At 53.0% G+C, this 19,358-nt stretch carries 32 protein-coding genes; 31 read left to right on the forward strand and 1 reads right to left on the reverse strand.

Annotated elements, in window-relative coordinates:
• Window positions 1-51: 51 nt before the first annotated feature.
• Window positions 52-822 carry a FadR/GntR family transcriptional regulator gene (locus NHM04_RS13525; protein WP_254264303.1) on the reverse strand — a complete coding sequence of 257 codons (771 nt, stop codon included), beginning with the start codon at window positions 820-822 and terminating at the stop codon, window positions 52-54.
• A 202-nt stretch (window positions 823-1,024) separates the two neighbouring features.
• On the opposite strand from NHM04_RS13525, the gene NHM04_RS13530 reads away from it, so the two are divergent.
• From NHM04_RS13530 to rpoA, 31 genes are all read left to right on the forward strand, one after another.
• Window positions 1,025-2,551, forward strand: coding sequence for a UxaA family hydrolase (locus NHM04_RS13530; protein WP_254264304.1), 1,527 nt, complete (start codon window positions 1,025-1,027; stop codon window positions 2,549-2,551).
• Window positions 2,552-2,693: 142 nt separating this feature from the next.
• On the forward strand, window positions 2,694-3,851 hold the full coding sequence (locus NHM04_RS13535) for a Re/Si-specific NAD(P)(+) transhydrogenase subunit alpha (RefSeq protein WP_254264305.1): 1,158 nt from the start codon (window positions 2,694-2,696) through the stop codon (window positions 3,849-3,851).
• A 9-nt stretch (window positions 3,852-3,860) separates the two neighbouring features.
• Window positions 3,861-4,145 (forward strand): NAD(P) transhydrogenase subunit alpha, encoded by a 285-nt coding sequence (locus tag NHM04_RS13540; protein WP_254264306.1) that lies wholly within the window; start codon window positions 3,861-3,863, stop codon window positions 4,143-4,145.
• 12 nt (window positions 4,146-4,157) lie between these two features.
• A complete protein-coding gene (locus tag NHM04_RS13545; RefSeq protein ID WP_254264307.1) occupies window positions 4,158-5,558 on the forward strand; it encodes an NAD(P)(+) transhydrogenase (Re/Si-specific) subunit beta in 1,401 nt (466 codons plus the stop codon).
• Between the two features lie 327 nt (window positions 5,559-5,885).
• Window positions 5,886-6,197, forward strand: coding sequence for a 30S ribosomal protein S10 (gene rpsJ / locus NHM04_RS13550; protein ID WP_020210111.1), 312 nt, complete (start codon window positions 5,886-5,888; stop codon window positions 6,195-6,197).
• A gap of 108 nt (window positions 6,198-6,305) precedes the next feature.
• Complete coding sequence (gene rplC / locus NHM04_RS13555) at window positions 6,306-6,950, forward strand: 50S ribosomal protein L3 (protein WP_254264308.1); 645 nt, start codon at window positions 6,306-6,308, stop codon at window positions 6,948-6,950.
• A 20-nt stretch (window positions 6,951-6,970) separates the two neighbouring features.
• Entirely contained in the window at window positions 6,971-7,585 is a 615-nt protein-coding gene (gene rplD / locus NHM04_RS13560; RefSeq protein ID WP_020210109.1) for a 50S ribosomal protein L4, read from the forward strand.
• The gene (rplW, locus tag NHM04_RS13565) at window positions 7,582-7,878 is read left to right on the forward strand and encodes a 50S ribosomal protein L23 (protein ID WP_020210108.1); all 297 of its coding nucleotides are present in this window, start codon (window positions 7,582-7,584) and stop codon (window positions 7,876-7,878) included. The genes rplD and rplW overlap by 4 nt, the downstream gene beginning before the upstream one ends.
• Before the next feature lie 13 nt (window positions 7,879-7,891).
• Window positions 7,892-8,719, forward strand: coding sequence for a 50S ribosomal protein L2 (rplB, locus tag NHM04_RS13570; RefSeq protein WP_254264309.1), 828 nt, complete (start codon window positions 7,892-7,894; stop codon window positions 8,717-8,719).
• A gap of 33 nt (window positions 8,720-8,752) precedes the next feature.
• Window positions 8,753-9,031, forward strand: a complete 279-nt coding sequence (rpsS, locus tag NHM04_RS13575; protein WP_253969128.1) for a 30S ribosomal protein S19 — start codon at window positions 8,753-8,755, stop codon at window positions 9,029-9,031.
• Between the two features lie 25 nt (window positions 9,032-9,056).
• The gene (gene rplV / locus NHM04_RS13580) at window positions 9,057-9,389 is read left to right on the forward strand and encodes a 50S ribosomal protein L22 (RefSeq protein WP_254264310.1); all 333 of its coding nucleotides are present in this window, start codon (window positions 9,057-9,059) and stop codon (window positions 9,387-9,389) included.
• 13 nt (window positions 9,390-9,402) lie between these two features.
• Window positions 9,403-10,083: a 30S ribosomal protein S3 gene (gene rpsC, locus NHM04_RS13585; protein WP_254264311.1), complete on the forward strand. Its 681-nt coding sequence runs from the start codon at window positions 9,403-9,405 to the stop codon at window positions 10,081-10,083.
• 12 nt (window positions 10,084-10,095) lie between these two features.
• Entirely contained in the window at window positions 10,096-10,509 is a 414-nt protein-coding gene (gene rplP, locus NHM04_RS13590) for a 50S ribosomal protein L16 (RefSeq protein ID WP_020210103.1), read from the forward strand.
• Complete coding sequence (gene rpmC / locus NHM04_RS13595; RefSeq protein WP_020210102.1) at window positions 10,509-10,700, forward strand: 50S ribosomal protein L29; 192 nt, start codon at window positions 10,509-10,511, stop codon at window positions 10,698-10,700. Before rplP ends, rpmC begins: the two co-directional genes overlap by 1 nt.
• Before the next feature lie 2 nt (window positions 10,701-10,702).
• Window positions 10,703-10,969 (forward strand): 30S ribosomal protein S17, encoded by a 267-nt coding sequence (gene rpsQ, locus NHM04_RS13600; RefSeq protein WP_020210101.1) that lies wholly within the window; start codon window positions 10,703-10,705, stop codon window positions 10,967-10,969.
• Between the two features lie 38 nt (window positions 10,970-11,007).
• Entirely contained in the window at window positions 11,008-11,376 is a 369-nt protein-coding gene (gene rplN / locus NHM04_RS13605; RefSeq protein WP_020210100.1) for a 50S ribosomal protein L14, read from the forward strand.
• A gap of 36 nt (window positions 11,377-11,412) precedes the next feature.
• Window positions 11,413-11,727 (forward strand): 50S ribosomal protein L24, encoded by a 315-nt coding sequence (gene rplX, locus NHM04_RS13610; RefSeq protein WP_254264312.1) that lies wholly within the window; start codon window positions 11,413-11,415, stop codon window positions 11,725-11,727.
• Window positions 11,728-11,732: 5 nt separating this feature from the next.
• Window positions 11,733-12,272, forward strand: coding sequence for a 50S ribosomal protein L5 (rplE, locus tag NHM04_RS13615; protein ID WP_254264313.1), 540 nt, complete (start codon window positions 11,733-11,735; stop codon window positions 12,270-12,272).
• A 10-nt stretch (window positions 12,273-12,282) separates the two neighbouring features.
• Window positions 12,283-12,588, forward strand: a complete 306-nt coding sequence (gene rpsN, locus NHM04_RS13620; protein WP_020210097.1) for a 30S ribosomal protein S14 — start codon at window positions 12,283-12,285, stop codon at window positions 12,586-12,588.
• Between the two features lie 30 nt (window positions 12,589-12,618).
• A complete protein-coding gene (gene rpsH / locus NHM04_RS13625) occupies window positions 12,619-13,011 on the forward strand; it encodes a 30S ribosomal protein S8 (RefSeq protein ID WP_254264314.1) in 393 nt (130 codons plus the stop codon).
• An 11-nt stretch (window positions 13,012-13,022) separates the two neighbouring features.
• Window positions 13,023-13,562, forward strand: a complete 540-nt coding sequence (gene rplF / locus NHM04_RS13630) for a 50S ribosomal protein L6 (protein WP_020210095.1) — start codon at window positions 13,023-13,025, stop codon at window positions 13,560-13,562.
• 10 nt (window positions 13,563-13,572) lie between these two features.
• Entirely contained in the window at window positions 13,573-13,923 is a 351-nt protein-coding gene (gene rplR / locus NHM04_RS13635) for a 50S ribosomal protein L18 (RefSeq protein WP_254264315.1), read from the forward strand.
• A gap of 10 nt (window positions 13,924-13,933) precedes the next feature.
• The gene (gene rpsE / locus NHM04_RS13640) at window positions 13,934-14,443 is read left to right on the forward strand and encodes a 30S ribosomal protein S5 (RefSeq protein WP_026287037.1); all 510 of its coding nucleotides are present in this window, start codon (window positions 13,934-13,936) and stop codon (window positions 14,441-14,443) included.
• A 36-nt stretch (window positions 14,444-14,479) separates the two neighbouring features.
• Complete coding sequence (gene rpmD / locus NHM04_RS13645; protein ID WP_254264316.1) at window positions 14,480-14,665, forward strand: 50S ribosomal protein L30; 186 nt, start codon at window positions 14,480-14,482, stop codon at window positions 14,663-14,665.
• A 1-nt stretch (window position 14,666) separates the two neighbouring features.
• Window positions 14,667-15,101 (forward strand): 50S ribosomal protein L15, encoded by a 435-nt coding sequence (rplO, locus tag NHM04_RS13650; RefSeq protein WP_254264317.1) that lies wholly within the window; start codon window positions 14,667-14,669, stop codon window positions 15,099-15,101.
• 9 nt (window positions 15,102-15,110) lie between these two features.
• Complete coding sequence (gene secY / locus NHM04_RS13655; RefSeq protein ID WP_254264318.1) at window positions 15,111-16,448, forward strand: preprotein translocase subunit SecY; 1,338 nt, start codon at window positions 15,111-15,113, stop codon at window positions 16,446-16,448.
• 22 nt (window positions 16,449-16,470) lie between these two features.
• Window positions 16,471-16,587, forward strand: a complete 117-nt coding sequence (rpmJ, locus tag NHM04_RS13660; RefSeq protein WP_020210089.1) for a 50S ribosomal protein L36 — start codon at window positions 16,471-16,473, stop codon at window positions 16,585-16,587.
• A gap of 252 nt (window positions 16,588-16,839) precedes the next feature.
• Complete coding sequence (rpsM, locus tag NHM04_RS13665) at window positions 16,840-17,196, forward strand: 30S ribosomal protein S13 (RefSeq protein WP_254264319.1); 357 nt, start codon at window positions 16,840-16,842, stop codon at window positions 17,194-17,196.
• 58 nt (window positions 17,197-17,254) lie between these two features.
• Window positions 17,255-17,650 (forward strand): 30S ribosomal protein S11, encoded by a 396-nt coding sequence (gene rpsK, locus NHM04_RS13670; RefSeq protein WP_020210087.1) that lies wholly within the window; start codon window positions 17,255-17,257, stop codon window positions 17,648-17,650.
• A gap of 12 nt (window positions 17,651-17,662) precedes the next feature.
• Window positions 17,663-18,283: a 30S ribosomal protein S4 gene (gene rpsD / locus NHM04_RS13675; protein WP_254264320.1), complete on the forward strand. Its 621-nt coding sequence runs from the start codon at window positions 17,663-17,665 to the stop codon at window positions 18,281-18,283.
• Between the two features lie 26 nt (window positions 18,284-18,309).
• Window positions 18,310-19,299 carry a DNA-directed RNA polymerase subunit alpha gene (gene rpoA, locus NHM04_RS13680; RefSeq protein ID WP_254264321.1) on the forward strand — a complete coding sequence of 330 codons (990 nt, stop codon included), beginning with the start codon at window positions 18,310-18,312 and terminating at the stop codon, window positions 19,297-19,299.
• Window positions 19,300-19,358: the final 59 nt, after the last annotated feature.

The following is a 19,358-nucleotide window of genomic DNA, read 5'->3' on the forward strand; positions in this document are numbered from 1 at the left end:
CCGGTTTTTGGTATTACCAAAAACCGGTTTTTTGTCAGGCAAGGGGGCGGATCAGGGGTTGATCAGGTTAAAGCGCTGGCGGTTGTGCATAATGGCGCGACGCGCCTCTTCGACGGCTTCGGCTTCGGTGGCATCCAGTAGCTGTTGAATTACGCGGGTCAAGTGCTCGCGCATGGCGGCGCGGGCGGCTTTGGCATCGCGGGCTTCCAGCGCTTCCAGGATGGCGTGGTGCTCTTCAATGCGAGGCTTGGAGCCCGCCTGGCGCACCTTTTCCAGAATGCGCGCTGATACCGGAGAGCTGTTGCGCAGCGCCCATAAATGACTGCACACAGAAACTATGGCGTCGTTTTTGGTGGCGCGGGCGATCAGCATATGGAAATTTTCGTCGGCCTTTTCGCAGATCGGCTCGCCTTCGTTTTCGGTGACCATGTCATCCAGTGCCTGGCGCACCTCAGCCATCTCTTCGTCGGTAATCTTTTGCGCGGCCAGGCCTGCAGCCTCGCCTTCGAACAGGATGCGGGCTTCGAGAATATCAAAGGGGCCTACGTCCAGATTGGTGCTGGCCAGGCGATCGCTTTCGCCGTCGCAGATGTATACCCCGGAGCCACCGCGCACTTCAACAAAGCCTGCCAGTTCAAGCGCGATAATGGCTTCGCGAATGGTGGGGCGGCTGACTTCAAAGCGCTCGGCGAGCTTGCGTTCGGCCGGCAGGCGCGAGCCGGGAGGGTATTCGCCCTCGGCGATGACGGAGGCCAATTGCTCGGCTACCCGCTGGTAGAGCCGGCCGCCGGAAAGTTTGCCTGCATCAAGTGATACGTTCATGTGTTTTTCTGCGCCGTGTTTGGGGAGTTTGACCGGCCGATTTTACCAAGAGTAGATTTTTTGCTCAAGCCAATATTGGTCTTTTTTAGTCATACCAAAATGCTATTGCGGTCTGACCAATTAGCTGATAGATTGTCGGTCATAAGTTGAGAAAGGTGGCGCTAGCCGCCTGTGTCATGTTCGGAATAGTTTAGAGGTGGTCGTGAGCAAGCTGATTCATTTGCATCAACAGGACAATGTCGCCATTGCTGTTGAGGATATTGCGGCCGGGGAGCAACTGAGTATCGCTGGGCGAGACTTTGAGGTAGTTGAGCCCATCGGTCAAATGCACAAAGTGGCGGTAAAGGCTGTCGCGCAGGGCGAGGCAATCATTAAGTATGGGCAGTTTATTGGTTACGCTGCTGCCGATATCTCCCCTGGCCAGCATGTGCATACCCATAATTGCATTATGGGGGACTTTGCCAAAGATTACGGCTTTTGCCGTCATGCGGTGCCCACAGATTATGTTCCGGAAAGTGAGCGCGCGACCTTTATGGGTTATCGCCGCGATAGCGGTAAAGTGGGTACGCGCAACTATATAGGTATTTTAACCACGGTAAATTGCTCGGCTACCGTAGCCAAGCAGATTGCGGCCAACTTTAGTTTTATCGGTGCGCTGGATGACTACCCTAATGTGGATGGTGTGATTGCGTTAACTCACGAGTCCGGCTGCGGCATGCGTGCCGAAGGTGAGGGTTATGAGTTGCTGCAGCGTACCTTCGAAGGTTATGCGGCGCACCCTAATTTTGGCGCAGTGCTGCTGGTTGGTCTGGGTTGTGAAACCATGCAGGTCGATGGCGTGCTGGAGCAGGCAGGTCTGCAGGAGTCGGACCGTTTTAAGGCCTACAATATTCAGGGGGTTGGCGGCACCCGCGCGGCGGTTGAGCAGGGTGTGGCTGAGGTACGCAAAATGCTGCCGCTGGTAAATGACATTCAGCGCGAGCCCTGCCCGGCTTCTGAGCTGGTGCTGGCGGTGCAGTGCGGTGGTTCCGATGCCCTTTCTGGCGTTACTGCTAATCCGGCGCTCGGTGTGGCTGGTGATATCCTGATTCGCCATGGCGGCACCGTGATCTACTCTGAAACCCCGGAAATTTTCGGCGCCGAGCACTTGCTGACCCAGCGCTCGGCCACCCCCGAGGTGGCGGAGCAGCTGTTAGAGCGTATTCGCTGGTGGGAGGACTACACCCGTGTGCACGGCTTTGAGTTGAATAACAACCCGTCTCCGGGTAACAAGGCCGGCGGTCTTACGACTATTTTGGAAAAGTCGCTCGGGGCTCAGGCCAAAAGCGGCTCTACCACTATGACCGCGGTGTATCAGTACGCTGAGCCGGTTACTGAAAAGGGCTTAGTGTTTATGGATAGCCCCGGTTTTGACCCTGTGTCGGTGACGGGGCAGGTGGCCTCGGGGGCGAACGTAGTGGCATTTACCACTGGCCGCGGGTCAGCATTTGGTTACAAGCCGGTGCCCAGTATTAAGCTTTCAAGCAACAGCACCATTTACCAGCATATGAAAGAAGATATCGACATTAACTGCGGGTCAGTGGTTGATGGTGACGAAACCCTTGAGTCGTTGGGGGAGAAGATTTTCGACGTTCTGTTGCGCATCGCCTCGGGAGAGCCAACCAAGAGCGAAGAGCTTGGCTATGGTGAGGCCGAGTTTAATCCCTGGAAAATTGGCGCAGTCGTTTAAGGCCTTTCACCGGCCCGCGCTCTAGTTGTTTATCTGACTGATTTTGTATCGGCACTCGCTTTGTGTGGGTGCCGGGCTTGCCCTTGAGTATTGGCGGGGTGCCACCTACATTCAAAACAATAACAAAAGCGAGGCTTGGTCTATGAAGATAGTCGTGCCGAAGGAGCGCCGCGCTCACGAGCGCAGAGTTGCCGCTACCCCGGATACCGTTAAAAAGTATGTCGCCATGGGTTTCGAGGTGGCGGTTGAGGCGGCAGCGGGGCTTGCCAGTCAGTTTCCCGATGATCTATACCGCGCCGCTGGCGCCCATATCGAACCGGATGTCGCTCACCTGTACTCGGGTGCCGGCATTGTGCTTAAGGTGCAGCGGCCCTTGTTGGCGGGTGAGGGTGAGCTGGATGAGTTGGCGCTAATTCCTCGCGATGCGCTGTTGCTTGCGGTGCTTTCTCCCTATGCCGCTACCGATTCAGTGCCTGCCTATGCTGAGGCGGGCATCACCGCTATGGCGCTTGAGTTTGTGCCCCGTATTACCCGCGCCCAGAGCATGGATGTGCTTAGCTCCCAGAGTAATCTTGCCGGTTATCGTGCGGTGCTCGATGCCGCTTACGAGTACGACCGCGCCATGCCTATGATGATGACCGCTGCCGGTACCGTGGCGCCCGCCAAGGTGATGGTGTTGGGGGCTGGTGTGGCTGGCTTACAGGCCATTGCCACCGCCAAACGCCTGGGTGCTATTGTCTCGGCCACGGATGTGCGCCCGGCGGCAAAGGAGCAAGTCGAAAGCCTGGGTGGACGTTTTGTGATGGTGGAGTCCGACGAGGTCAAAGAGGCCGAAACCGCCGGTGGCTATGCCAAAGAAATGAGCGACGATTTTAAGCGTCAGCAGGCCGCGCTGGTTGCCGAGACGATCAAGTCCCAGGATATTGTGATTTGCACGGCGCTAATACCGGGGCGTAAAGCGCCGGTATTGGTGACTGACGCCATGGTGGCCAGTATGGGGACAGGCTCAATCATTATTGATCTGGCTGTCGAGCAGGGCGGCAACTGCACCGCATCGCGCCCTGGCGAGGTGGTGGACGTTGGTGGTGTGAAAGTAGTTGGGCACTTTAATGTGCCAGGCCGAATTGCTGCGGACGCCAGCGCGCTCTACGCCAAAAACCTTCTTAATTATTTGACGCCGCTGGTTGATGCCGAGGCGGGTGCATCATTGCAGCTGGATTTCGAGGATCAGATTCTTGCGGCTACCACTCTGACCCGAAACGGTCAGGTAGTTCACCCGGCATTTGCTGATAATAAATAGGAGGTGGTTATGCACGGCGATTTTATCTCTCAGTTGTCCATCTTTGTGTTGGCGGTATTTGTCGGATACTACGTGGTGTGGAGCGTGACCCCGGCGCTGCATACACCCTTGATGGCGGTGACCAATGCTATTTCCAGTGTGATTGTAGTGGGCGCGCTAATTGCGGCTGGGCCAGAAGGGGTGAGTCAGGCCAAGATTCTCGGCTGCATAGCGGTGGCACTGGCTTCGGTGAACATCTTTGGTGGTTTTGCTGTCACCCAGCGGATGCTGGCCATGTATAAAAAGAAGAAGTAGGGGGAGTCTGATATGGATATGCAAAGTATCACCTCGCTGGCTTACCTGGTGGCGGCTGTTCTGTTTGTTCTCGCTTTGCGGGGGTTGTCGTCGCCCGAGACTTCACGCACTGGCAATATAATGGGCATGCTGGGTATGGCCATTGCCGTGGGCACCACCATTCTCAGTCCAGAGATTGCCTCCTATACCTGGATTGTTGGCGCTGTATTGATCGGTGGTGCGGCGGGCTTATTGATTGCCTCCCGGATCGCCATGACGGCTATGCCGCAGTTGGTGGCGGCTTTCCATTCTCTGGTGGGGATGGCCGCTGTGCTGGTGGCGGGGGCGGCCTATTTGAATCCCGCCTCTTTTGGGTTGCTGGATGCCGAAGGTAGCATTTATATCGCCAGCCGTATTGAAATGAGTTTGGGGGCTATGATTGGCGCCATTACCTTCTCCGGCTCTGTGATTGCCTTTGCCAAGCTGCAGGGTTTGGTGTCGGGGCGACCGGTTGTTTTCTCTGGGCAGCACCTGCTCAATGCGTTGCTGGGAGTGACGGCCTTGGGGTTGGTGGCATATTTCTGCCTCGATCAGTCTGGCTGGGTGTTCTGGTCGCTGGTGGGGCTCGCCTTTGTGCTCGGGTTTCTTATCATTATCCCCATCGGTGGTGCCGATATGCCGGTGGTGGTAAGTATGTTGAACTCCTACTCGGGCTGGGCTGCGGCCGGTATCGGTTTTACCTTGCACAACAATGCTCTGATTATCACCGGTGCGCTGGTCGGCTCATCCGGCGCTATCCTTTCTTATATTATGTGTAAGGGGATGAACCGTTCTTTCTTTAACGTGATTTTGGGCGGATTTGGCGGCGACTCGACTGCGGTGGCTGCTTCGGGTGGGGCCGATGAACGCCCGGTTAAGCAGGGTAGTGCAGAAGATGCCGCCTTTATTATGAAAAACGCCGGTTCGGTGATTATTGTGCCTGGCTATGGCATGGCTGTGGCTCAGGCGCAACACGCGTTGCGTGAGATGGCAGATGAGTTAAAAAAGGCTGGGGTGAAGGTAAGTTACGCGATTCACCCGGTGGCGGGGCGTATGCCTGGGCATATGAATGTGCTCTTGGCTGAGGCGAATGTGCCCTACGACGAGGTTTTTGAGCTTGAAGATATTAACAGTGAGTTTCAGCAGGCGGATGTGGCGTTCGTGATTGGTGCTAACGATGTCACCAACCCGGCGGCCAAGACGGACCCGGCCAGCCCCATTTATGGCATGCCGATCCTCGATGTGGAAAAGGCTAAGACCGTTCTGTTCGTGAAGCGCGGCATGGCTACAGGTTATGCTGGGGTTCAAAATGAACTCTTTTTTAACGACAACACCATGATGCTGTTCGGTGATGCGAAAAAGATGGTTGAGACGGTATTGCGCTCATTGGATTAATTGCCGTGTATCGCTTGCCTGAGGGGGTGCTGTACGCACCCTTTTTTGTAGGTTCGTGCTTCTTTATATATAAGGCTAAATAATTTACCGGTAGTACTTGTATCTGCGCACCAAGTCGCTACAATGCGCGCCCGCTCGCGTTTTTACGGCGGAAACGACCTGATCTGGGCGCGGTTTTCCCTCTGGTTAAAATATTTACAATTTTTCCTGGTTTTTGGTTGACACCGGCCGGGTCGGTCATTAATATTGCGCCTCCATTTTGCACGGGCCCCGGTGGTCTTGCCGAGATGGATTGTTCTTTAAAGTTATTATTGGAGTTTGGTTCACATGCAGAATCAACGCATTCGGATTCGCCTGAAGGCTTTTGATCATAAGCTTATCGATTCTTCTACCCAGGAGATCGTTGAGACCGCTAAACGCACAGGCGCCCAAGTGCGCGGCCCCATTCCGTTGCCGACCCGTAAGGAGCGCTTCACTGTATTGATCTCTCCGCACGTTAATAAAGACGCGCGTGATCAGTACGAGATTCGTACACACAAGCGTTTGCTCGATATCGTTGAGCCTACTGAAAAAACCGTAGATGCCCTGATGAAGCTGGATTTGGCTGCAGGCGTTGAGGTTCAGATTAGTCTCGGCTAAAAACTTGTAAATGTCTGGCTGAGTAAAACAATTTATTCAGCCTTGTGTAACGCTCTGAAATGGGCGGCCATAGCGGGTAAGAGCCCCGTACACTAAGAGGTTAGTAAAATGACGATTGGTATTGTCGGCCGCAAAAGCGGTATGACTCGTATATTTACCGATGATGGTGTTTCCATTCCCGTGTCTGTGATTGAGGTAGAGCCCAATCGCATCACTCAGGTTAAGAATGTAGAAACCGACGGTTACAATGCTGTGCAGGTTACCGTAGGGTCTCGTCGTGCCTCCCGTGTTAGCAAATCTGCTGCAGGTCACTTCGCCAAGTCTAATAACGAGGCTGGTCGTGGCGTGTGGGAGTTGCGTAACAATTCTGAAGAAAATTTCGAAGCTGGGTCCGAGTTGACTGTTGCCACATTTGAGGCAGGTCAAGTCGTTGACGTAACCGGCACCTCCAAGGGTAAAGGTTTTGCAGGTACAGTTAAACGCTGGAACTTCCACATGCAAGACGCTACCCACGGTAACTCACTTTCTCACCGTGCTCCGGGTTCTATTGGCCAGTGCCAAACTCCGGGCCGCGTCTTTAAGGGCAAGAAAATGTCGGGCCATATGGGTGCTGAGCGTGTAACCGTTCAGAACTTAGAAGTGGTTCGTGTTGATGCCGAACGCAATCTGCTGTTGGTTAAAGGTGCCATTCCGGGAGCTCCCGGAAGCGACGTAATCGTACGTCCAGCGGTTAAAGCGAGCAACAACGCTTAATTGTCCTAGGGGAATCGACCATGGAATTGAATATAGTTACTCCCGGCGGCTCCAACGGTACTTTGAAAGTGTCTGAGGTTGCCTTCGGCAAAGAATTTAATCAGGACCTGGTTCACCAGGCGGTAGTTGCCTACATGGCAGGTGCGCGTCAGGGTACCAAGGCCCAGAAAACTCGCTCTGAAGTAGCTGGTGGCGGTAAGAAGCCCTGGCGTCAAAAAGGCACTGGCCGCGCGCGTGCCGGTACTATCCGCAGCCCAATCTGGCGCTCTGGTGGTACTACTTTCGCAGCCAAGCCACGCAACTTCGAGCAAAAGCTCAACAAGAAAATGTATCGCGCAGCACTGCGTTGCATTCTGTCTGAGTTGAATCGCCAAGAGCGTTTAGTGGTTGTTGAAGAGTTTGATGTTGAAGCTCCTAAAACCAAAGCTCTGGTGCAAAAGCTGGCTCAGTATGGCTTGTCTGAAGCGCTGATCGTGACAGAAGAAGTAAGCGAAGGTTTGTACCTGGCTTCTCGCAACCTGCACAAGGTTGATGTTCGCGACGTAGCAGGTATCGACCCTGTTAGCTTGATTCGCTTCGACAAAGTGGTAGTGACTGTTGCTGCGATGAAGAAATTCGAGGAGATCCTGGGATGAATCAAGAGCGCATCTATAAAGTCTTGTTAGGCCCGGTGGTTTCCGAAAAGGCGGCTGCCGCAGGCGAAACTGGTAATCAAGTGGTATTTAAAGTTGCCGCTGATGCTACCAAGCTGGAAGTTAAAGCCGCTGTTCAGGCGCTGTTCGATACTAAAGTTGAGCAGGTCCGCATTCTGAACGTTAAAGGCAAAACCAAGCGTACACGCTACGGTCTCGGCAAGCGCAGTGACTGGAAAAAAGCTTACGTGCGCCTTGAGCAAGGTCAAGACATCGACTTTGCGGTAGCTGAGTAAGGGGATTGTTGCAATGGCTATTGTAAAACGTAAACCAACCTCGCCCGGTCGCCGCTTTGTAGTAAGCGTCGTTAATCCGGACTTGCACAAAGGTGCGCCTTACGCGCCCCTGTTGGAAAAGCAGTCTCGCTCTGGCGGTCGTAACAACGCTGGTCGAATCACCACTCGTCACATTGGTGGTGGTCACAAGCAGCACTATCGCCTGATCGATTTCCGTCGCAACAAAGACGGCATCGCAGCGACCGTAGAGCGTATTGAATATGATCCGAACCGCACGGCCTACATCGCACTGGTGTGCTATGCCGACGGTGAGCGTCGCTATGTGATTGCGCCTAAGGGTCTGAAGGCGGGTGACAAAATTGAATCTGGTGATGCTGCGGCTATCAAGCCCGGTAATGCTCTGCCTCTGCGCAACATTCCCGTAGGTAGCGTGGTTCACTGTGTTGAGCTTAAGCCTGGTAAGGGTGCGCAAATTGCTCGCTCTGCCGGTACTTCGGCTCAGTTGGTAGCTCGTGACGGTGTATACGCCACTCTGCGTCTGCGCAGCGGTGAGACCCGTCGAGTGCTGTCGGAATGCCGCGCCACTTTGGGCGAAGTATCCAACAGCGAGCACAGCCTGCGTTCTTTGGGTAAAGCAGGTGCCACACGCTGGCGCGGTGTGCGCCCGACTGTTCGCGGTGTTGCGATGAACCCGGTTGATCACCCGCATGGTGGTGGTGAAGGTCGTACCTCTGGTGGCCGTCATCCAATTTCACCTTGGGGTACTCCAACCAAGGGTTACAAAACGCGCAAGAACAAGCGTACTGACAAGATGATAGTTCGTCGTCGCGACAAGCGTTAATTGACGACCTGACAACCTAAAGAGGAAGCAACAGTGCCACGTTCACTGAAGAAAGGTCCTTTTATCGATCTTCACCTGATTAAGAAGGTCGAAGCAGCGATCGAAAAAAATGATCGTCGCCCGATCAAAACCTGGTCTCGCCGCTCCATGATTCTTCCGGAGATGGTTGGCTTGACTCTGGCGGTACACAACGGGCGTCAACACGTGCCGGTCCTGATCAACGAAGAGATGGTTGGGCACAAATTGGGCGAGTTTGCAGCGAGCCGCACTTACCGCGGTCACATTGCAGACAAGAAAGCTAAAAAGCGCTAAGCGCTAGTGCCTACGAGGTAATACGATGGAAGTAGCAGCAAAATTACGCGGTGCTCGTCTGTCGGCGCAGAAAGCGCGTTTGGTCGCTGACCAGATTCGCGGTAAAGGCGTTGAAGAAGCTCTTGATATTCTGACTTTTAGTCCGAAGAAGGGCGCTGCGATTATGAAGAAAGTGCTCGAGTCTGCAATTGCAAACGCTGAGCATAATGAAGGTGCTGATATTGACGAGTTGAATGTGTCTACCGTGTTTGTAGACGAAGGCATGACTATGAAACGTATCATGCCGCGCGCAAAAGGTCGTGCAGACCGTATTTTGAAGCGCACTTGTCATATCACCGTAAAAGTAGCCGATCAGTAAGAGAGTAGGCGTTATGGGTCAGAAAGTACATCCGACAGGTATTCGTCTGGGTATTGTCAAAAGCCATACCTCTACTTGGTATGCTGGCGGCGATGATTACGCAGACAAGCTGAACAACGACTTGGAAGTGCGTCAGTACATCCAAGACAAACTGGCAAATGCCTCTGTTAGTCGCGTTGATATTGAGCGTCCGGCTAACACTGCGCGCATCACCATTCACACTGCCCGTCCGGGTATTGTGATTGGTAAAAAAGGTGAAGATGTTGATCGCCTGCGCGCTGAAGTAAGCCAGAAAATGGGCGTGCCTGTTCACATTAACATTGAAGAAATTCGCAAGCCTGATCTGGATGCGGCTCTGGTTGCCCAGGGTGTTGCTCAGCAGCTCGAGCGTCGCGTTATGTTCCGTCGCGCCATGAAGCGCGCGGTACAAAACGCCATGCGCCAGGGTGCTGAAGGTATCAAGATTCAGGTAGGTGGCCGTCTTGGTGGCGCTGAGATCGCCCGCTCTGAATGGTACCGCGAAGGTCGTGTGCCGCTGCATACTCTGCGTGCGGATATCGACTACAACACTGCCGAGGCGTCAACTACCTACGGGATCATTGGCGTTAAAGTTTGGATTTTCAAAGGCGAGATTATCGGTGATGTAGAAACCACCGAAGCCGCGCCTAAGAAAAAAGGCTCAAAGTCTAAGTAAGGGGTACGCAAGATGCTGCAACCGAAGCGTACGAAGTTTCGCAAGCAACAGAAAGGCCGCAACCGCGGTTTGGCCCATCGCGGCTCCAAAGTTAGCTTTGGCGACTTTGGATTGAAAGCGACTGGTCGCGGTCGTATTACAGCACGTCAGATCGAAGCGGCCCGTCGTGCTATGACTCGTCACATTAAACGTGGCGGTAAAATTTGGATCCGAGTATTCCCGGACAAGCCAATTACCGAAAAGCCTCTGGAAGTTCGTCAGGGTAAAGGTAAGGGTAATGTCGAATACTGGGTGGCACAAATTTGCCCAGGTAAAGTCCTGTATGAAATGGACGGCGTAAGCGAAGAGCTGGCTCGTGAAGCTTTTGCGCTGGCTGCGGCAAAGTTGCCAATTACTACAACATTCGTTAAACGTTCGGTGATGTGATGAAAGCTTCAGAACTCCGGGAAAAGTCCGTTGAAGAGCTGAACAACGAGTTGCTTGCCCAGCTGAAAGAGCAGTTCAAGCTGCGTATGCAAGCGTCGACTGGCCAGCTGAGCCAGACTCACTTGTTGTCGCAAACTCGTAAAGATATTGCTCGCATCAAAACGGCGCTTAGACAAAAGGCAGGTAATTAACGATGGCTCAGACAGAAAAACTGGCTCGTACACTGACTGGTAAAGTCGTCAGCGACAAGATGGATAAAACCATCACAGTATTGATCGAGCGTCGCGTTAAGCACCCGATTTACGGCAAGTACGTGAGTAAGTCATCCAAGCTGAAAGCGCATGACGAAAACAACGAGTCCAAGATGGGCGATACCGTGACTATTGCTGAGTCACGTCCCCTGTCTAAAAGCAAGTCATGGGCTTTGGTGAAAATTGAAGAGCGCGCAACTGAAATCTAAGGATTTCTTGCGGCATAGATTAGTTTCGGAGACGGACGATGATTCAAACAGAATCCTACTTAGATGTAGCGGACAACAGCGGCGCACGCCGTGTCCAGTGCATCAAGGTGCTTGGCGGCTCCCACCGTCGTTACGCAGCCGTGGGTGACATCATCAAAGTTACCGTAAAGGAAGCCATTCCACGCGGTAAGGTGAAAAAAGGCCAGGTAATGAAGGCGGTAGTGGTACGCACCAAGCGCGGTGTGCGTCGTCAGGACGGTTCGTTGATCAAGTTCGACGACAACGCTGCTGTACTGCTGAACAACCAGGATGCTCCGGTTGGTACACGTATTTTCGGACCCGTAACTCGTGAGTTGCGCGGCGAGAAATTCATGAAAATCATTTCTCTGGCGCCGGAAGTGCTTTAAGCACTTTGACAGAGTTAGAGAGACGAGGGCAGACAAATGCGTAAGATTAAACGTGATGACGAAGTGATTGTTATCGCCGGTCGCGACAAAGGCAAACGTGGCAAAGTGGTTCGCGTTTTGGCCAATGACAAGGTGATCGTATCTGGTATCAATCTCGTCAAAAAGCACCAGAAGCCAAACCCTCAGTTGGGTGTTGCTGGTGGTATTGTTGAGAAAGAAGCCGCTATTCATGTTTCCAACGTTGCGATCTACAACGCCGCAACCGGAAAAGCTGATCGTGTTGGCTTCAAGGTTGAAGGCGATAAGAAAGTTCGCGTCTTCAAATCCAATGGCGAAGCCGTAGGGGCGTAAGTAACATGGCTAGGCTTAAAGAAGTATACAGCAAAGAGATCGCTCCCAAACTGAAAGAAGAGTTGGGTTTGGCGAACGTTATGGAAGTGCCGCGCATCACTAAAATCACCATCAACATGGGTGTTGGTGAAGCAGTGGGCGATAAAAAAGTGCTTGAAAACGCTGTGGGTGATCTGGAAAAGATCGCCGGTCAGAAAGTAGTCGTAACCAAGGCGCGTAAGTCTATCGCGGGTTTTAAAATCCGTGACGGCTGGCCGATCGGCTGTAAAGTGACCCTGCGTCAAGACCGTATGTACGAGTTTTTGGATCGTCTTATCTCGATCTCAATTCCTCGTATCCGCGACTTTCGCGGTATCAGCCCAAAGCAATTTGACGGCCGTGGCAACTTCTCTATGGGTGTGACTGAACAGATCATCTTCCCCGAGATTGACTACGACAAAGTAGACAAACTGCGTGGTCTGGATATCTGTATCACCACAACGGCACGTAATGACGAAGAAGGACGCGCTTTGTTGAAAGCGTTTAACTTCCCGTTCAAAGGCTAAGGGTAGAGACATGGCTAAAAAATCTATGATCGCACGCGAAGCAAAACGTGCACGTCTGGTTGAGAAGTACGCTGCCAAGCGTGCCGAATTGAAAGCGATTATTTCCAGCCCTGCTTCATCTGAAGAGCAAGTATGGGAAGCGCAAACCAAGTTGCAGAAACTGCCTCGTGACGCCAGCCCTTCTCGTGGTCGCAACCGCTGCCGCGTGACCGGCCGTCCGCACGGTGTTTATCGTAAGTTTGGTCTTTGCCGTCACAAGCTGCGTGAAGCGGCTATGCGCGGTGACGTCCCGGGTCTGGTTAAGGCGAGCTGGTAAGCTCAGGCCCATATATAGGAGCAGATTCAGATGAGTATGCAAGATCCGTTAGCAGATATGCTGACCCGCATTCGTAATGCGCTGCAAGTTGGTAAGACTGAAGTGAGCATGCCTTCTTCCAAGCTTAAGGCAAACGTTGCCAAAGTTCTGGTAGAAGAAGGTTATGTCAAAGACTTCTCTGTAAGCGAAGGCCCTAAGGCCGAGCTGACCATCGAGCTGAAATATTTTGAAGGCAAGCCGGTAATCGCGGAACTCGACCGCGTTAGTCGTCCCGGTTTGCGTAACTACGCTGGTAAAACCGAGCTGCCGAGTGTTCGTAACGGCCTGGGTGTTGCCATCGTTTCGACCAGTAAAGGTGTTATGACTGATCGTGCTGCACGCGCCGCTGGCGTGGGTGGCGAAGTCCTCTGCACAGTATTCTAACGGGAAGAATCATGTCACGAGTTGCAAACAGTCCGGTTGAAGTACCCGCTGCTGTTAATGTCACCCTTAACGGGCAAGAACTTAGCTTGAAGGGCAGCAAAGGTACGTTGGCAGTGACCGTTCACGACGCAGTAGAAGTAACGCAGGAAGATAACGTTCTGCGCTTTGCTGCCCGCGACGGTGGTGCCAAGCAGGAATCTATCGCTTTGGCGGGTACTATGCGTGCCCTGGTAGGTAACATGATGGTCGGCGTAACTGAAGGCTTTGAGAAAAAGCTGCAGTTGGTTGGCGTTGGTTACCGTGCCAAAGCTACAGGTAACACTGTAAACCTGTCTTTGGGTTTCTCTAACCCTGTGGATTACACCGTTCCAGAAGGTGTCACAGTGGAAACTCCGAGCCAGACCGATGTCGTACTCAAGAGCGCTGATAAGCAGCTGCTCGGTCAGGTGGCCGCGGAGATCCGCGCGCTTCGTCCGCCAGAGCCTTATAAAGGTAAAGGTGTGCGCTTCGCTGACGAACAAGTACGTCGTAAAGAAGCTAAGAAGAAGTAGGGGCTAGGTTATGAGCGATAAGAAGCAATCTCGTCTTCGCCGTGCGCGCCGTGCCCGTGCCAAGATCCGTCAGTTGGGCGTAAACCGCCTGACCGTTCACCGCACGCCACGTCACATTTACGCACAAATCATTGCCCAGGATGGAGCCAGCGTTTTAGCGAGCGCCTCCACTCTGGACAAGTCACTGCGCAGCGGTGCCACTGGCAACGCTGATGCTGCCAAAGCTGTTGGTGAGTTGATCGCCGAGCGCGCGAAAGCCGCTGGCGTTACCCAAGTTGCCTTTGATCGCAGTGGGTTCAAATATCACGGTCGCGTAAAGGCATTGGCTGATGCCGCGCGTGAAGCTGGACTGGAATTCTAAGGGTAAAGACATGGCTTTTACTAAGAAAGATGACAGCAACAACGAAGGCTTCCAGGAAAAGCTGGTACAAGTTAACCGTGTTGCTAAAACAGTTAAAGGTGGTCGTATCTTTGCCTTCACCGCACTTACCGTTGTAGGCGACGGTAATGGCAAGGTGGGTTTCGGCCGCGGTAAGGCGCGCGAAGTGCCTGTTGCTATTCAAAAGGCAATGGAAGCAGCGCGTCGCAATATGATTTCTGTAGACCTGAACGGTGATACACTGCAGTACGCCACCAAGGGTCGTCATGGCGCCTCTAAGGTTTACATGCAGCCAGCATCTCCTGGTACTGGTGTAATTGCCGGTGGTGCTATGCGCGCTGTACTGGAAATCGCCGGTGTACAGAACGTTCTGGCTAAGTGCTACGGTTCTACCAACCCGGTAAACGTGGTTCGCGCTACTTACAAAGCGCTGCGTGACATGGCTGCTCCTGAAGCAGTAGCCGCAAAGCGTGGTAAGAGCGTAGAAGATATTCTGAACTAATCGACACTGTCGATTCTAGGAAAGCGGTATACGAGCATGGCTAAGAAAATGATTAAGGTGACTCAGATCAAGAGTACCGCAGGCCGTCTGAAGAACCATCAGGCTTGTGTTACAGGTTTGGGACTGCGTCGCATCGGCCACACTGTTGAAGTAGAAGATACTCCTTCAACTCGTGGCATGATTAACAAAGTGAACTATCTGGTTAAGGTAGAGGGAGAGTAACATGCGTCTTAATACGCTGAATCCCGCTCCCGGCAGCACCCACAGCAAAAAGCGTGTTGGCCGTGGTATCGGTAGCGGCCTGGGTAAAACTGGCGGTCGTGGCCACAAGGGTTTGAAGTCTCGCTCAGGCGGTACGGTTAAGCCAGGTTTCGAAGGCGGTCAGATGCCTTTGCAAAAACGCCTGCCTAAGTACGGTTTCTCTTCACGAGTTGGCCGTGTGACTGCTGAAGTTCGCTTGAACGAGCTGAACAAAGTAGAAGGCGAAGTGGTAGATCTGGAAACCTTGAAGCAGGCCGATATTATCGGTGCCAACATCAAGCGTGCCAAGATCTTTGCCTCTGGCGAAGTGACCAAAGCCGTTACAGTGAAAGGTTTATCTGTAACTAAAGGCGCCAAAGCTGCCATCGAAGCGGCGGGCGGAAAAGTCGAAGAGTAAGAGGTGCCAATGGCAACTCCCGGTAATCTGCCGTTAGCAAATCAAAAAGGATTGGGCGAGCTTTGGGCTCGCCTTCGTTTTCTGTTTTTGGCAATAGTGGTTTACCGGATCGGTACCCACATTCCGGTTCCGGGTCTTGACCCTGACCGGATTGCCGATCTGTTCAATCAGAATCAGGGAACGGTGCTGGGCCTGTTTAATATGTTTTCGGGCGGTGCACTGGAGCGTATGAGTATTCTCGCTCTGGGTATCTTTCCCTACATTTCAGCGTCGATCATTATGCAGTTGATGACTGCGGTGACTCCTTCGCTGGAGCAGCTGAAAAAAGAAGGTGACGCTGGTCGTCGTAAGATCAACCAGTACACCCGCTACGGCACAGTCGTATTAGCTACCGTTCAGGCCATGGCCATGGCGGTGAGCTTTTCGGGTTTTGCGTACGGTGGTGAGCCGACCATAGCTTTCTACTTTATCGCTGTAGTGTCGCTGGTGACCGGTGCCGTCTTTATGATGTGGCTGGGCGAGCAAGTTACAGAACGCGGTATTGGTAATGGTATTTCCATGCTGATTTTCGCGGGTATTGTGGCTGGCTTTCCGGGTGCGATTGGAGCGGCTTTTGAGAGCGCCCGTCAGGGGGATCTCAATATTTTAATGCTGCTGGGCATCACAGTACTGGCTATTTTTGTGATTTGGTGTATTGTGCGCATCGAGCGCGGCCAGCGCCGCATTACGGTGAACTACGCCAAGCGCCAGCAAGGCCGTCAGGCTTATGCGGCTCAAACTAGCCACCTGCCATTGAAAATCAATATGGCAGGCGTGATTCCGGCGATTTTTGCCAGCTCTATCTTGTTGTTCCCCGCGTCTATCGCGCAGTGGTTCGGCGAGGGAGGCGACGGTCCGGTGAGTAATTTCCTGCAGGATTTTGCTCTAGCCATTGGCCCTGGCCAGCCTTTGAACGTTATTTTGTTTACCGGCTTGATTGCGTTCTTCTGCTTCTTTTATACGGCGTTGATGTTTAACCCTAAAGAAGTGGCGGATAACCTGAAGAAATCAGGTGCTTATATTCCGGGGATTCGTCCCGGTGAGCAGTCAGCCAAGTATATTGACAGTGTTCTGACCCGCTTGACGGTTATCGGCGCTGTTTATATGTCGGTAGTTTGTCTGATGCCTCAGTTCCTGGTAGTGGCGGCCAATGTGCCTTTCTACTTGGGTGGTACTTCGCTGCTGATTGTAGTGGTAGTGGTAATGGACTTTATGTCCCAGGTTCAGGCTCACTTGATGTCGCATCAGTATGAATCACTGATGAAGAAGTCAAACTTGAAGGGGTACGGCAGCGGCAACGCTCGCTAACCCGAAGTTAAAGGGTAGGATCATGAAAGTTCGTGCTTCTGTTAAAAAGATTTGCCGAAACTGCAAAATGGTACGTCGCAACGGTGTTCTGCGGGTAATCTGCAACGCCGAGCCACGCCACAAGCAGCGTCAAGGCTAAGCAAGACGGTGGGCGGCTTGCCGCCCGTCGGCCAGAAAAGGTGGCATTTATTGCCACCTTTTCTGCCAGCTGAACAACCATAACAGCTGGCTTGCACACTAGGGGGCGTTGACTGTCGTCTGATGAGAAATCATCAGGCTATTGCTTTTTTGTGGTTTTGCCGCTATCCTTGCGCGCCTTTTTATCGAGAGCGTCAGGGGTGGGGTATTTCCACGTCAACGCTGCAATTTTAGAGTTACTGGAGTAATTTGAATGGCCCGTATTGCTGGTGTAAACATACCAGACCATAAACACGCGGTTATATCCCTGACTTATATCTACGGGGTTGGCCGGACCACCGCCAAGCAGATCTGTGCTGCTACCGGTATTGCTGAAGATGCGAAAATCGGTTCTTTGTCTGAAGAACAGGTTGACCAGCTTCGCACCGAAGTGGGCAAGTTTACCGTTGAGGGTGACCTGCGTCGTGTTGTGTCTATGAACATTAAACGCTTGATGGATCTGGGATGCTACCGTGGCCTGCGCCACCGTCGTAGCCTGCCGGTGAATGGTCAGCGTACTAAGACTAACGCTCGTACCCGCAAAGGTCCGCGTAAGCCGATTAAGAAGTAATTTTTAACGCTTACGCCCACATTCAAAGTACGGTAACAACAGTTAGGAAGAGATTGCTATGGCCAAGCCAGGTAATAAAGCCACGACCAAGAAAAAGGTTAAAAAGCAGGTAGCGGATGGTGTTGCACACATCCACGCCTCTTTTAACAACACGATCGTAACGATCACAGACCGCCAGGGTAATACCCTGAGCTGGGCCACCGCTGGTGGTTCTGGTTTCCGCGGTTCGCGTAAAAGCACCCCGTTTGCGGCTCAGGTAGCTGCAGAGCGTGCCGGTGAAGCCGCTAAAGACTACGGCTTAAAAAACCTCGACGTTGAGGTAAAAGGTCCAGGGCCAGGCCGCGAGTCTGCTGTTCGCGCCCTGAACAACGTTGGTTACAAAATTACCAACATCACAGACGTGACGCCTATCCCGCACAACGGGTGCCGTCCGCCGAAAAAACGTCGAGTGTAAGGGGGCAAACTAATGGCACGTTATATTGGACCAACTTGTAAGCTGTCCCGTCGCGAAGGCACTGACCTGTTCCTGAAGAGCGGTGCGCGCGCGCTGGACTCAAAATGCAAACTGGAAACCGCTCCAGGTATGCACGGCCAACGCCGTGGACGCCTGTCTGACTACGGTGTTCAGTTGCGTGAGAAACAAAAAGTACGTCGCACCTACGGTGTACTGGAAAAGCAATTCCGCGGCTACTATAAAGAAGCTGCTCGTCGCAAGGGCGCTACTGGTGAGAACCTGCTGCAGCTGCTCGAGTGCCGTCTGGACAACGTGGTTTATCGCATGGGCTTCGGCTCAACCCGCGCTGAAGCACGTCAGCTGGTATCTCACAAGGCGATTACCGTTAATGGTCAAACCGTTAACATCGCTTCTTTCCAGGTAGCAGAGGGTGACGTTGTAGCCGTTCGTGAGAAGGCAAAGAACCAACTGCGCATCCAGAACGCTCTGACTCTGTCAGGCCAGCGTGCTGATGTTGAATGGGTTGAAGTAAACGCTGACAAGAAGGAAGGCACTTTCAAGCGCGTTCCGGATCGCAGCGACTTGCCGGCTGAAATCAACGAAAACCTTATCGTAGAGCTTTACTCCAAGTAAGGGATTAACCGTTAACAGGTGTGGCTATGCAGACTGCAGTAAACGAATTTTTGACTCCGCGTCATATCGACGTAACCGAAAACGGCCCGACCCACGCAAAGGTCGTGCTGGAGCCGCTGGAGCGTGGTTTCGGACATACACTGGGCAATGCGCTGCGTCGTATCTTGCTGTCTTCGATGGCTGGCTGTGCCATCATCGAAGCCGAGATCGATGGTGTGTTGCACGAGTATAGCGACATTGAGGGTGTTCGCGAGGACGTTATTGAAATCCTCTTGAACCTCAAAGGCGTAGCCGTGGTAATGCACGGTAAAGATCAGGCAGTGTTGACTCTGACCAAAAAAGGTCCGGGTGTTGTTACTGCTGGTGATATTCAAGTTGACCACGATATCGAGATTAAAAACCCCGAACACGTGATCGCCAATATCACTGGTGACACTACTCTGACTATGCGTCTGACTGTCGCCCGCGGCCGTGGTTATCAGCCTGCTGATGCCCGCCGTCAGGAAGAAGACGAAAACCGCGCAATCGGTCGTTTGCAGCTGGATGCATCTTTCAGCCCCGTGCGTCGCGTTGCCTACAGTGTAGACAGCGCTCGTGTGGAGCAGCGCACCGACCTGGATAAGCTGATTCTGGATTTGGAAACCAACGGTACCATCGATCCTGAAGAAGCCATCCGTCGCGCCGCGACCATTCTGCAACAGCAGCTGGCCGTGTTTGTCGACCTGGAGAGCGAAGCACAATCACAACCGGAAGAGAAAGAAGAGGCGATTGATCCTGTTCTGTTGCGTCCGGTGGATGATCTGGAGCTGACCGTTCGCTCGGCCAACTGCCTGAAAGCGGAAAATATCTACTACATCGGCGATCTGATTCAGCGCACTGAAGTTGAGCTGTTAAAGACTCCGAACTTGGGTAAAAAGTCTCTGACCGAGATCAAAGACGTACTCGCCTCGCGCGGTCTGTCTCTCGGTATGCGTCTGGAAAACTGGCCCCCGGCCAGCCTGCGCAACGAAGATTAATTCATAGTCCCGCGTAAGCGCGGGTTAACGAGATTGCTGTGAAGCAATCATAAGTGAAG

This window comes from Gilvimarinus sp. DA14, assembly GCF_024204685.1.
GTDB lineage: Bacteria > Pseudomonadota > Gammaproteobacteria > Pseudomonadales > Cellvibrionaceae > Gilvimarinus.

Bases quoted from the DNA above. Each gene is read 5' to 3' on its own strand.
- NHM04_RS13525 (WP_254264303.1), bottom strand. From the start codon at position 822: ATGAACGTATCACTTGATGCAGGCAAACTTTCCGGCGGCCGGCTCTAC.
- NHM04_RS13535 (WP_254264305.1), top strand. From the start codon at position 2,694: ATGAAGATAGTCGTGCCGAAGGAGCGCCGCGCTCACGAGCGCAGAGTT.
- NHM04_RS13540 (WP_254264306.1), top strand. From the start codon at position 3,861: ATGCACGGCGATTTTATCTCTCAGTTGTCCATCTTTGTGTTGGCGGTA.
- NHM04_RS13545 (WP_254264307.1), top strand. From the start codon at position 4,158: ATGGATATGCAAAGTATCACCTCGCTGGCTTACCTGGTGGCGGCTGTT.
- rpsJ (WP_020210111.1), top strand. From the start codon at position 5,886: ATGCAGAATCAACGCATTCGGATTCGCCTGAAGGCTTTTGATCATAAG.
- rplC (WP_254264308.1), top strand. From the start codon at position 6,306: ATGACGATTGGTATTGTCGGCCGCAAAAGCGGTATGACTCGTATATTT.
- rplD (WP_020210109.1), top strand. From the start codon at position 6,971: ATGGAATTGAATATAGTTACTCCCGGCGGCTCCAACGGTACTTTGAAA.
- rplW (WP_020210108.1), top strand. From the start codon at position 7,582: ATGAATCAAGAGCGCATCTATAAAGTCTTGTTAGGCCCGGTGGTTTCC.
- rplB (WP_254264309.1), top strand. From the start codon at position 7,892: ATGGCTATTGTAAAACGTAAACCAACCTCGCCCGGTCGCCGCTTTGTA.
- rplV (WP_254264310.1), top strand. From the start codon at position 9,057: ATGGAAGTAGCAGCAAAATTACGCGGTGCTCGTCTGTCGGCGCAGAAA.
- rpsC (WP_254264311.1), top strand. From the start codon at position 9,403: ATGGGTCAGAAAGTACATCCGACAGGTATTCGTCTGGGTATTGTCAAA.
- rplP (WP_020210103.1), top strand. From the start codon at position 10,096: ATGCTGCAACCGAAGCGTACGAAGTTTCGCAAGCAACAGAAAGGCCGC.
- rpmC (WP_020210102.1), top strand. From the start codon at position 10,509: ATGAAAGCTTCAGAACTCCGGGAAAAGTCCGTTGAAGAGCTGAACAAC.
- rpsQ (WP_020210101.1), top strand. From the start codon at position 10,703: ATGGCTCAGACAGAAAAACTGGCTCGTACACTGACTGGTAAAGTCGTC.
- rplN (WP_020210100.1), top strand. From the start codon at position 11,008: ATGATTCAAACAGAATCCTACTTAGATGTAGCGGACAACAGCGGCGCA.
- rplX (WP_254264312.1), top strand. From the start codon at position 11,413: ATGCGTAAGATTAAACGTGATGACGAAGTGATTGTTATCGCCGGTCGC.
- rplE (WP_254264313.1), top strand. From the start codon at position 11,733: ATGGCTAGGCTTAAAGAAGTATACAGCAAAGAGATCGCTCCCAAACTG.
- rpsN (WP_020210097.1), top strand. From the start codon at position 12,283: ATGGCTAAAAAATCTATGATCGCACGCGAAGCAAAACGTGCACGTCTG.
- rpsH (WP_254264314.1), top strand. From the start codon at position 12,619: ATGAGTATGCAAGATCCGTTAGCAGATATGCTGACCCGCATTCGTAAT.
- rplF (WP_020210095.1), top strand. From the start codon at position 13,023: ATGTCACGAGTTGCAAACAGTCCGGTTGAAGTACCCGCTGCTGTTAAT.
- rplR (WP_254264315.1), top strand. From the start codon at position 13,573: ATGAGCGATAAGAAGCAATCTCGTCTTCGCCGTGCGCGCCGTGCCCGT.
- rpsE (WP_026287037.1), top strand. From the start codon at position 13,934: ATGGCTTTTACTAAGAAAGATGACAGCAACAACGAAGGCTTCCAGGAA.
- rpmD (WP_254264316.1), top strand. From the start codon at position 14,480: ATGGCTAAGAAAATGATTAAGGTGACTCAGATCAAGAGTACCGCAGGC.
- rplO (WP_254264317.1), top strand. From the start codon at position 14,667: ATGCGTCTTAATACGCTGAATCCCGCTCCCGGCAGCACCCACAGCAAA.
- secY (WP_254264318.1), top strand. From the start codon at position 15,111: ATGGCAACTCCCGGTAATCTGCCGTTAGCAAATCAAAAAGGATTGGGC.
- rpmJ (WP_020210089.1), top strand. From the start codon at position 16,471: ATGAAAGTTCGTGCTTCTGTTAAAAAGATTTGCCGAAACTGCAAAATG.
- rpsM (WP_254264319.1), top strand. From the start codon at position 16,840: ATGGCCCGTATTGCTGGTGTAAACATACCAGACCATAAACACGCGGTT.
- rpsK (WP_020210087.1), top strand. From the start codon at position 17,255: ATGGCCAAGCCAGGTAATAAAGCCACGACCAAGAAAAAGGTTAAAAAG.
- rpsD (WP_254264320.1), top strand. From the start codon at position 17,663: ATGGCACGTTATATTGGACCAACTTGTAAGCTGTCCCGTCGCGAAGGC.
- rpoA (WP_254264321.1), top strand. From the start codon at position 18,310: ATGCAGACTGCAGTAAACGAATTTTTGACTCCGCGTCATATCGACGTA.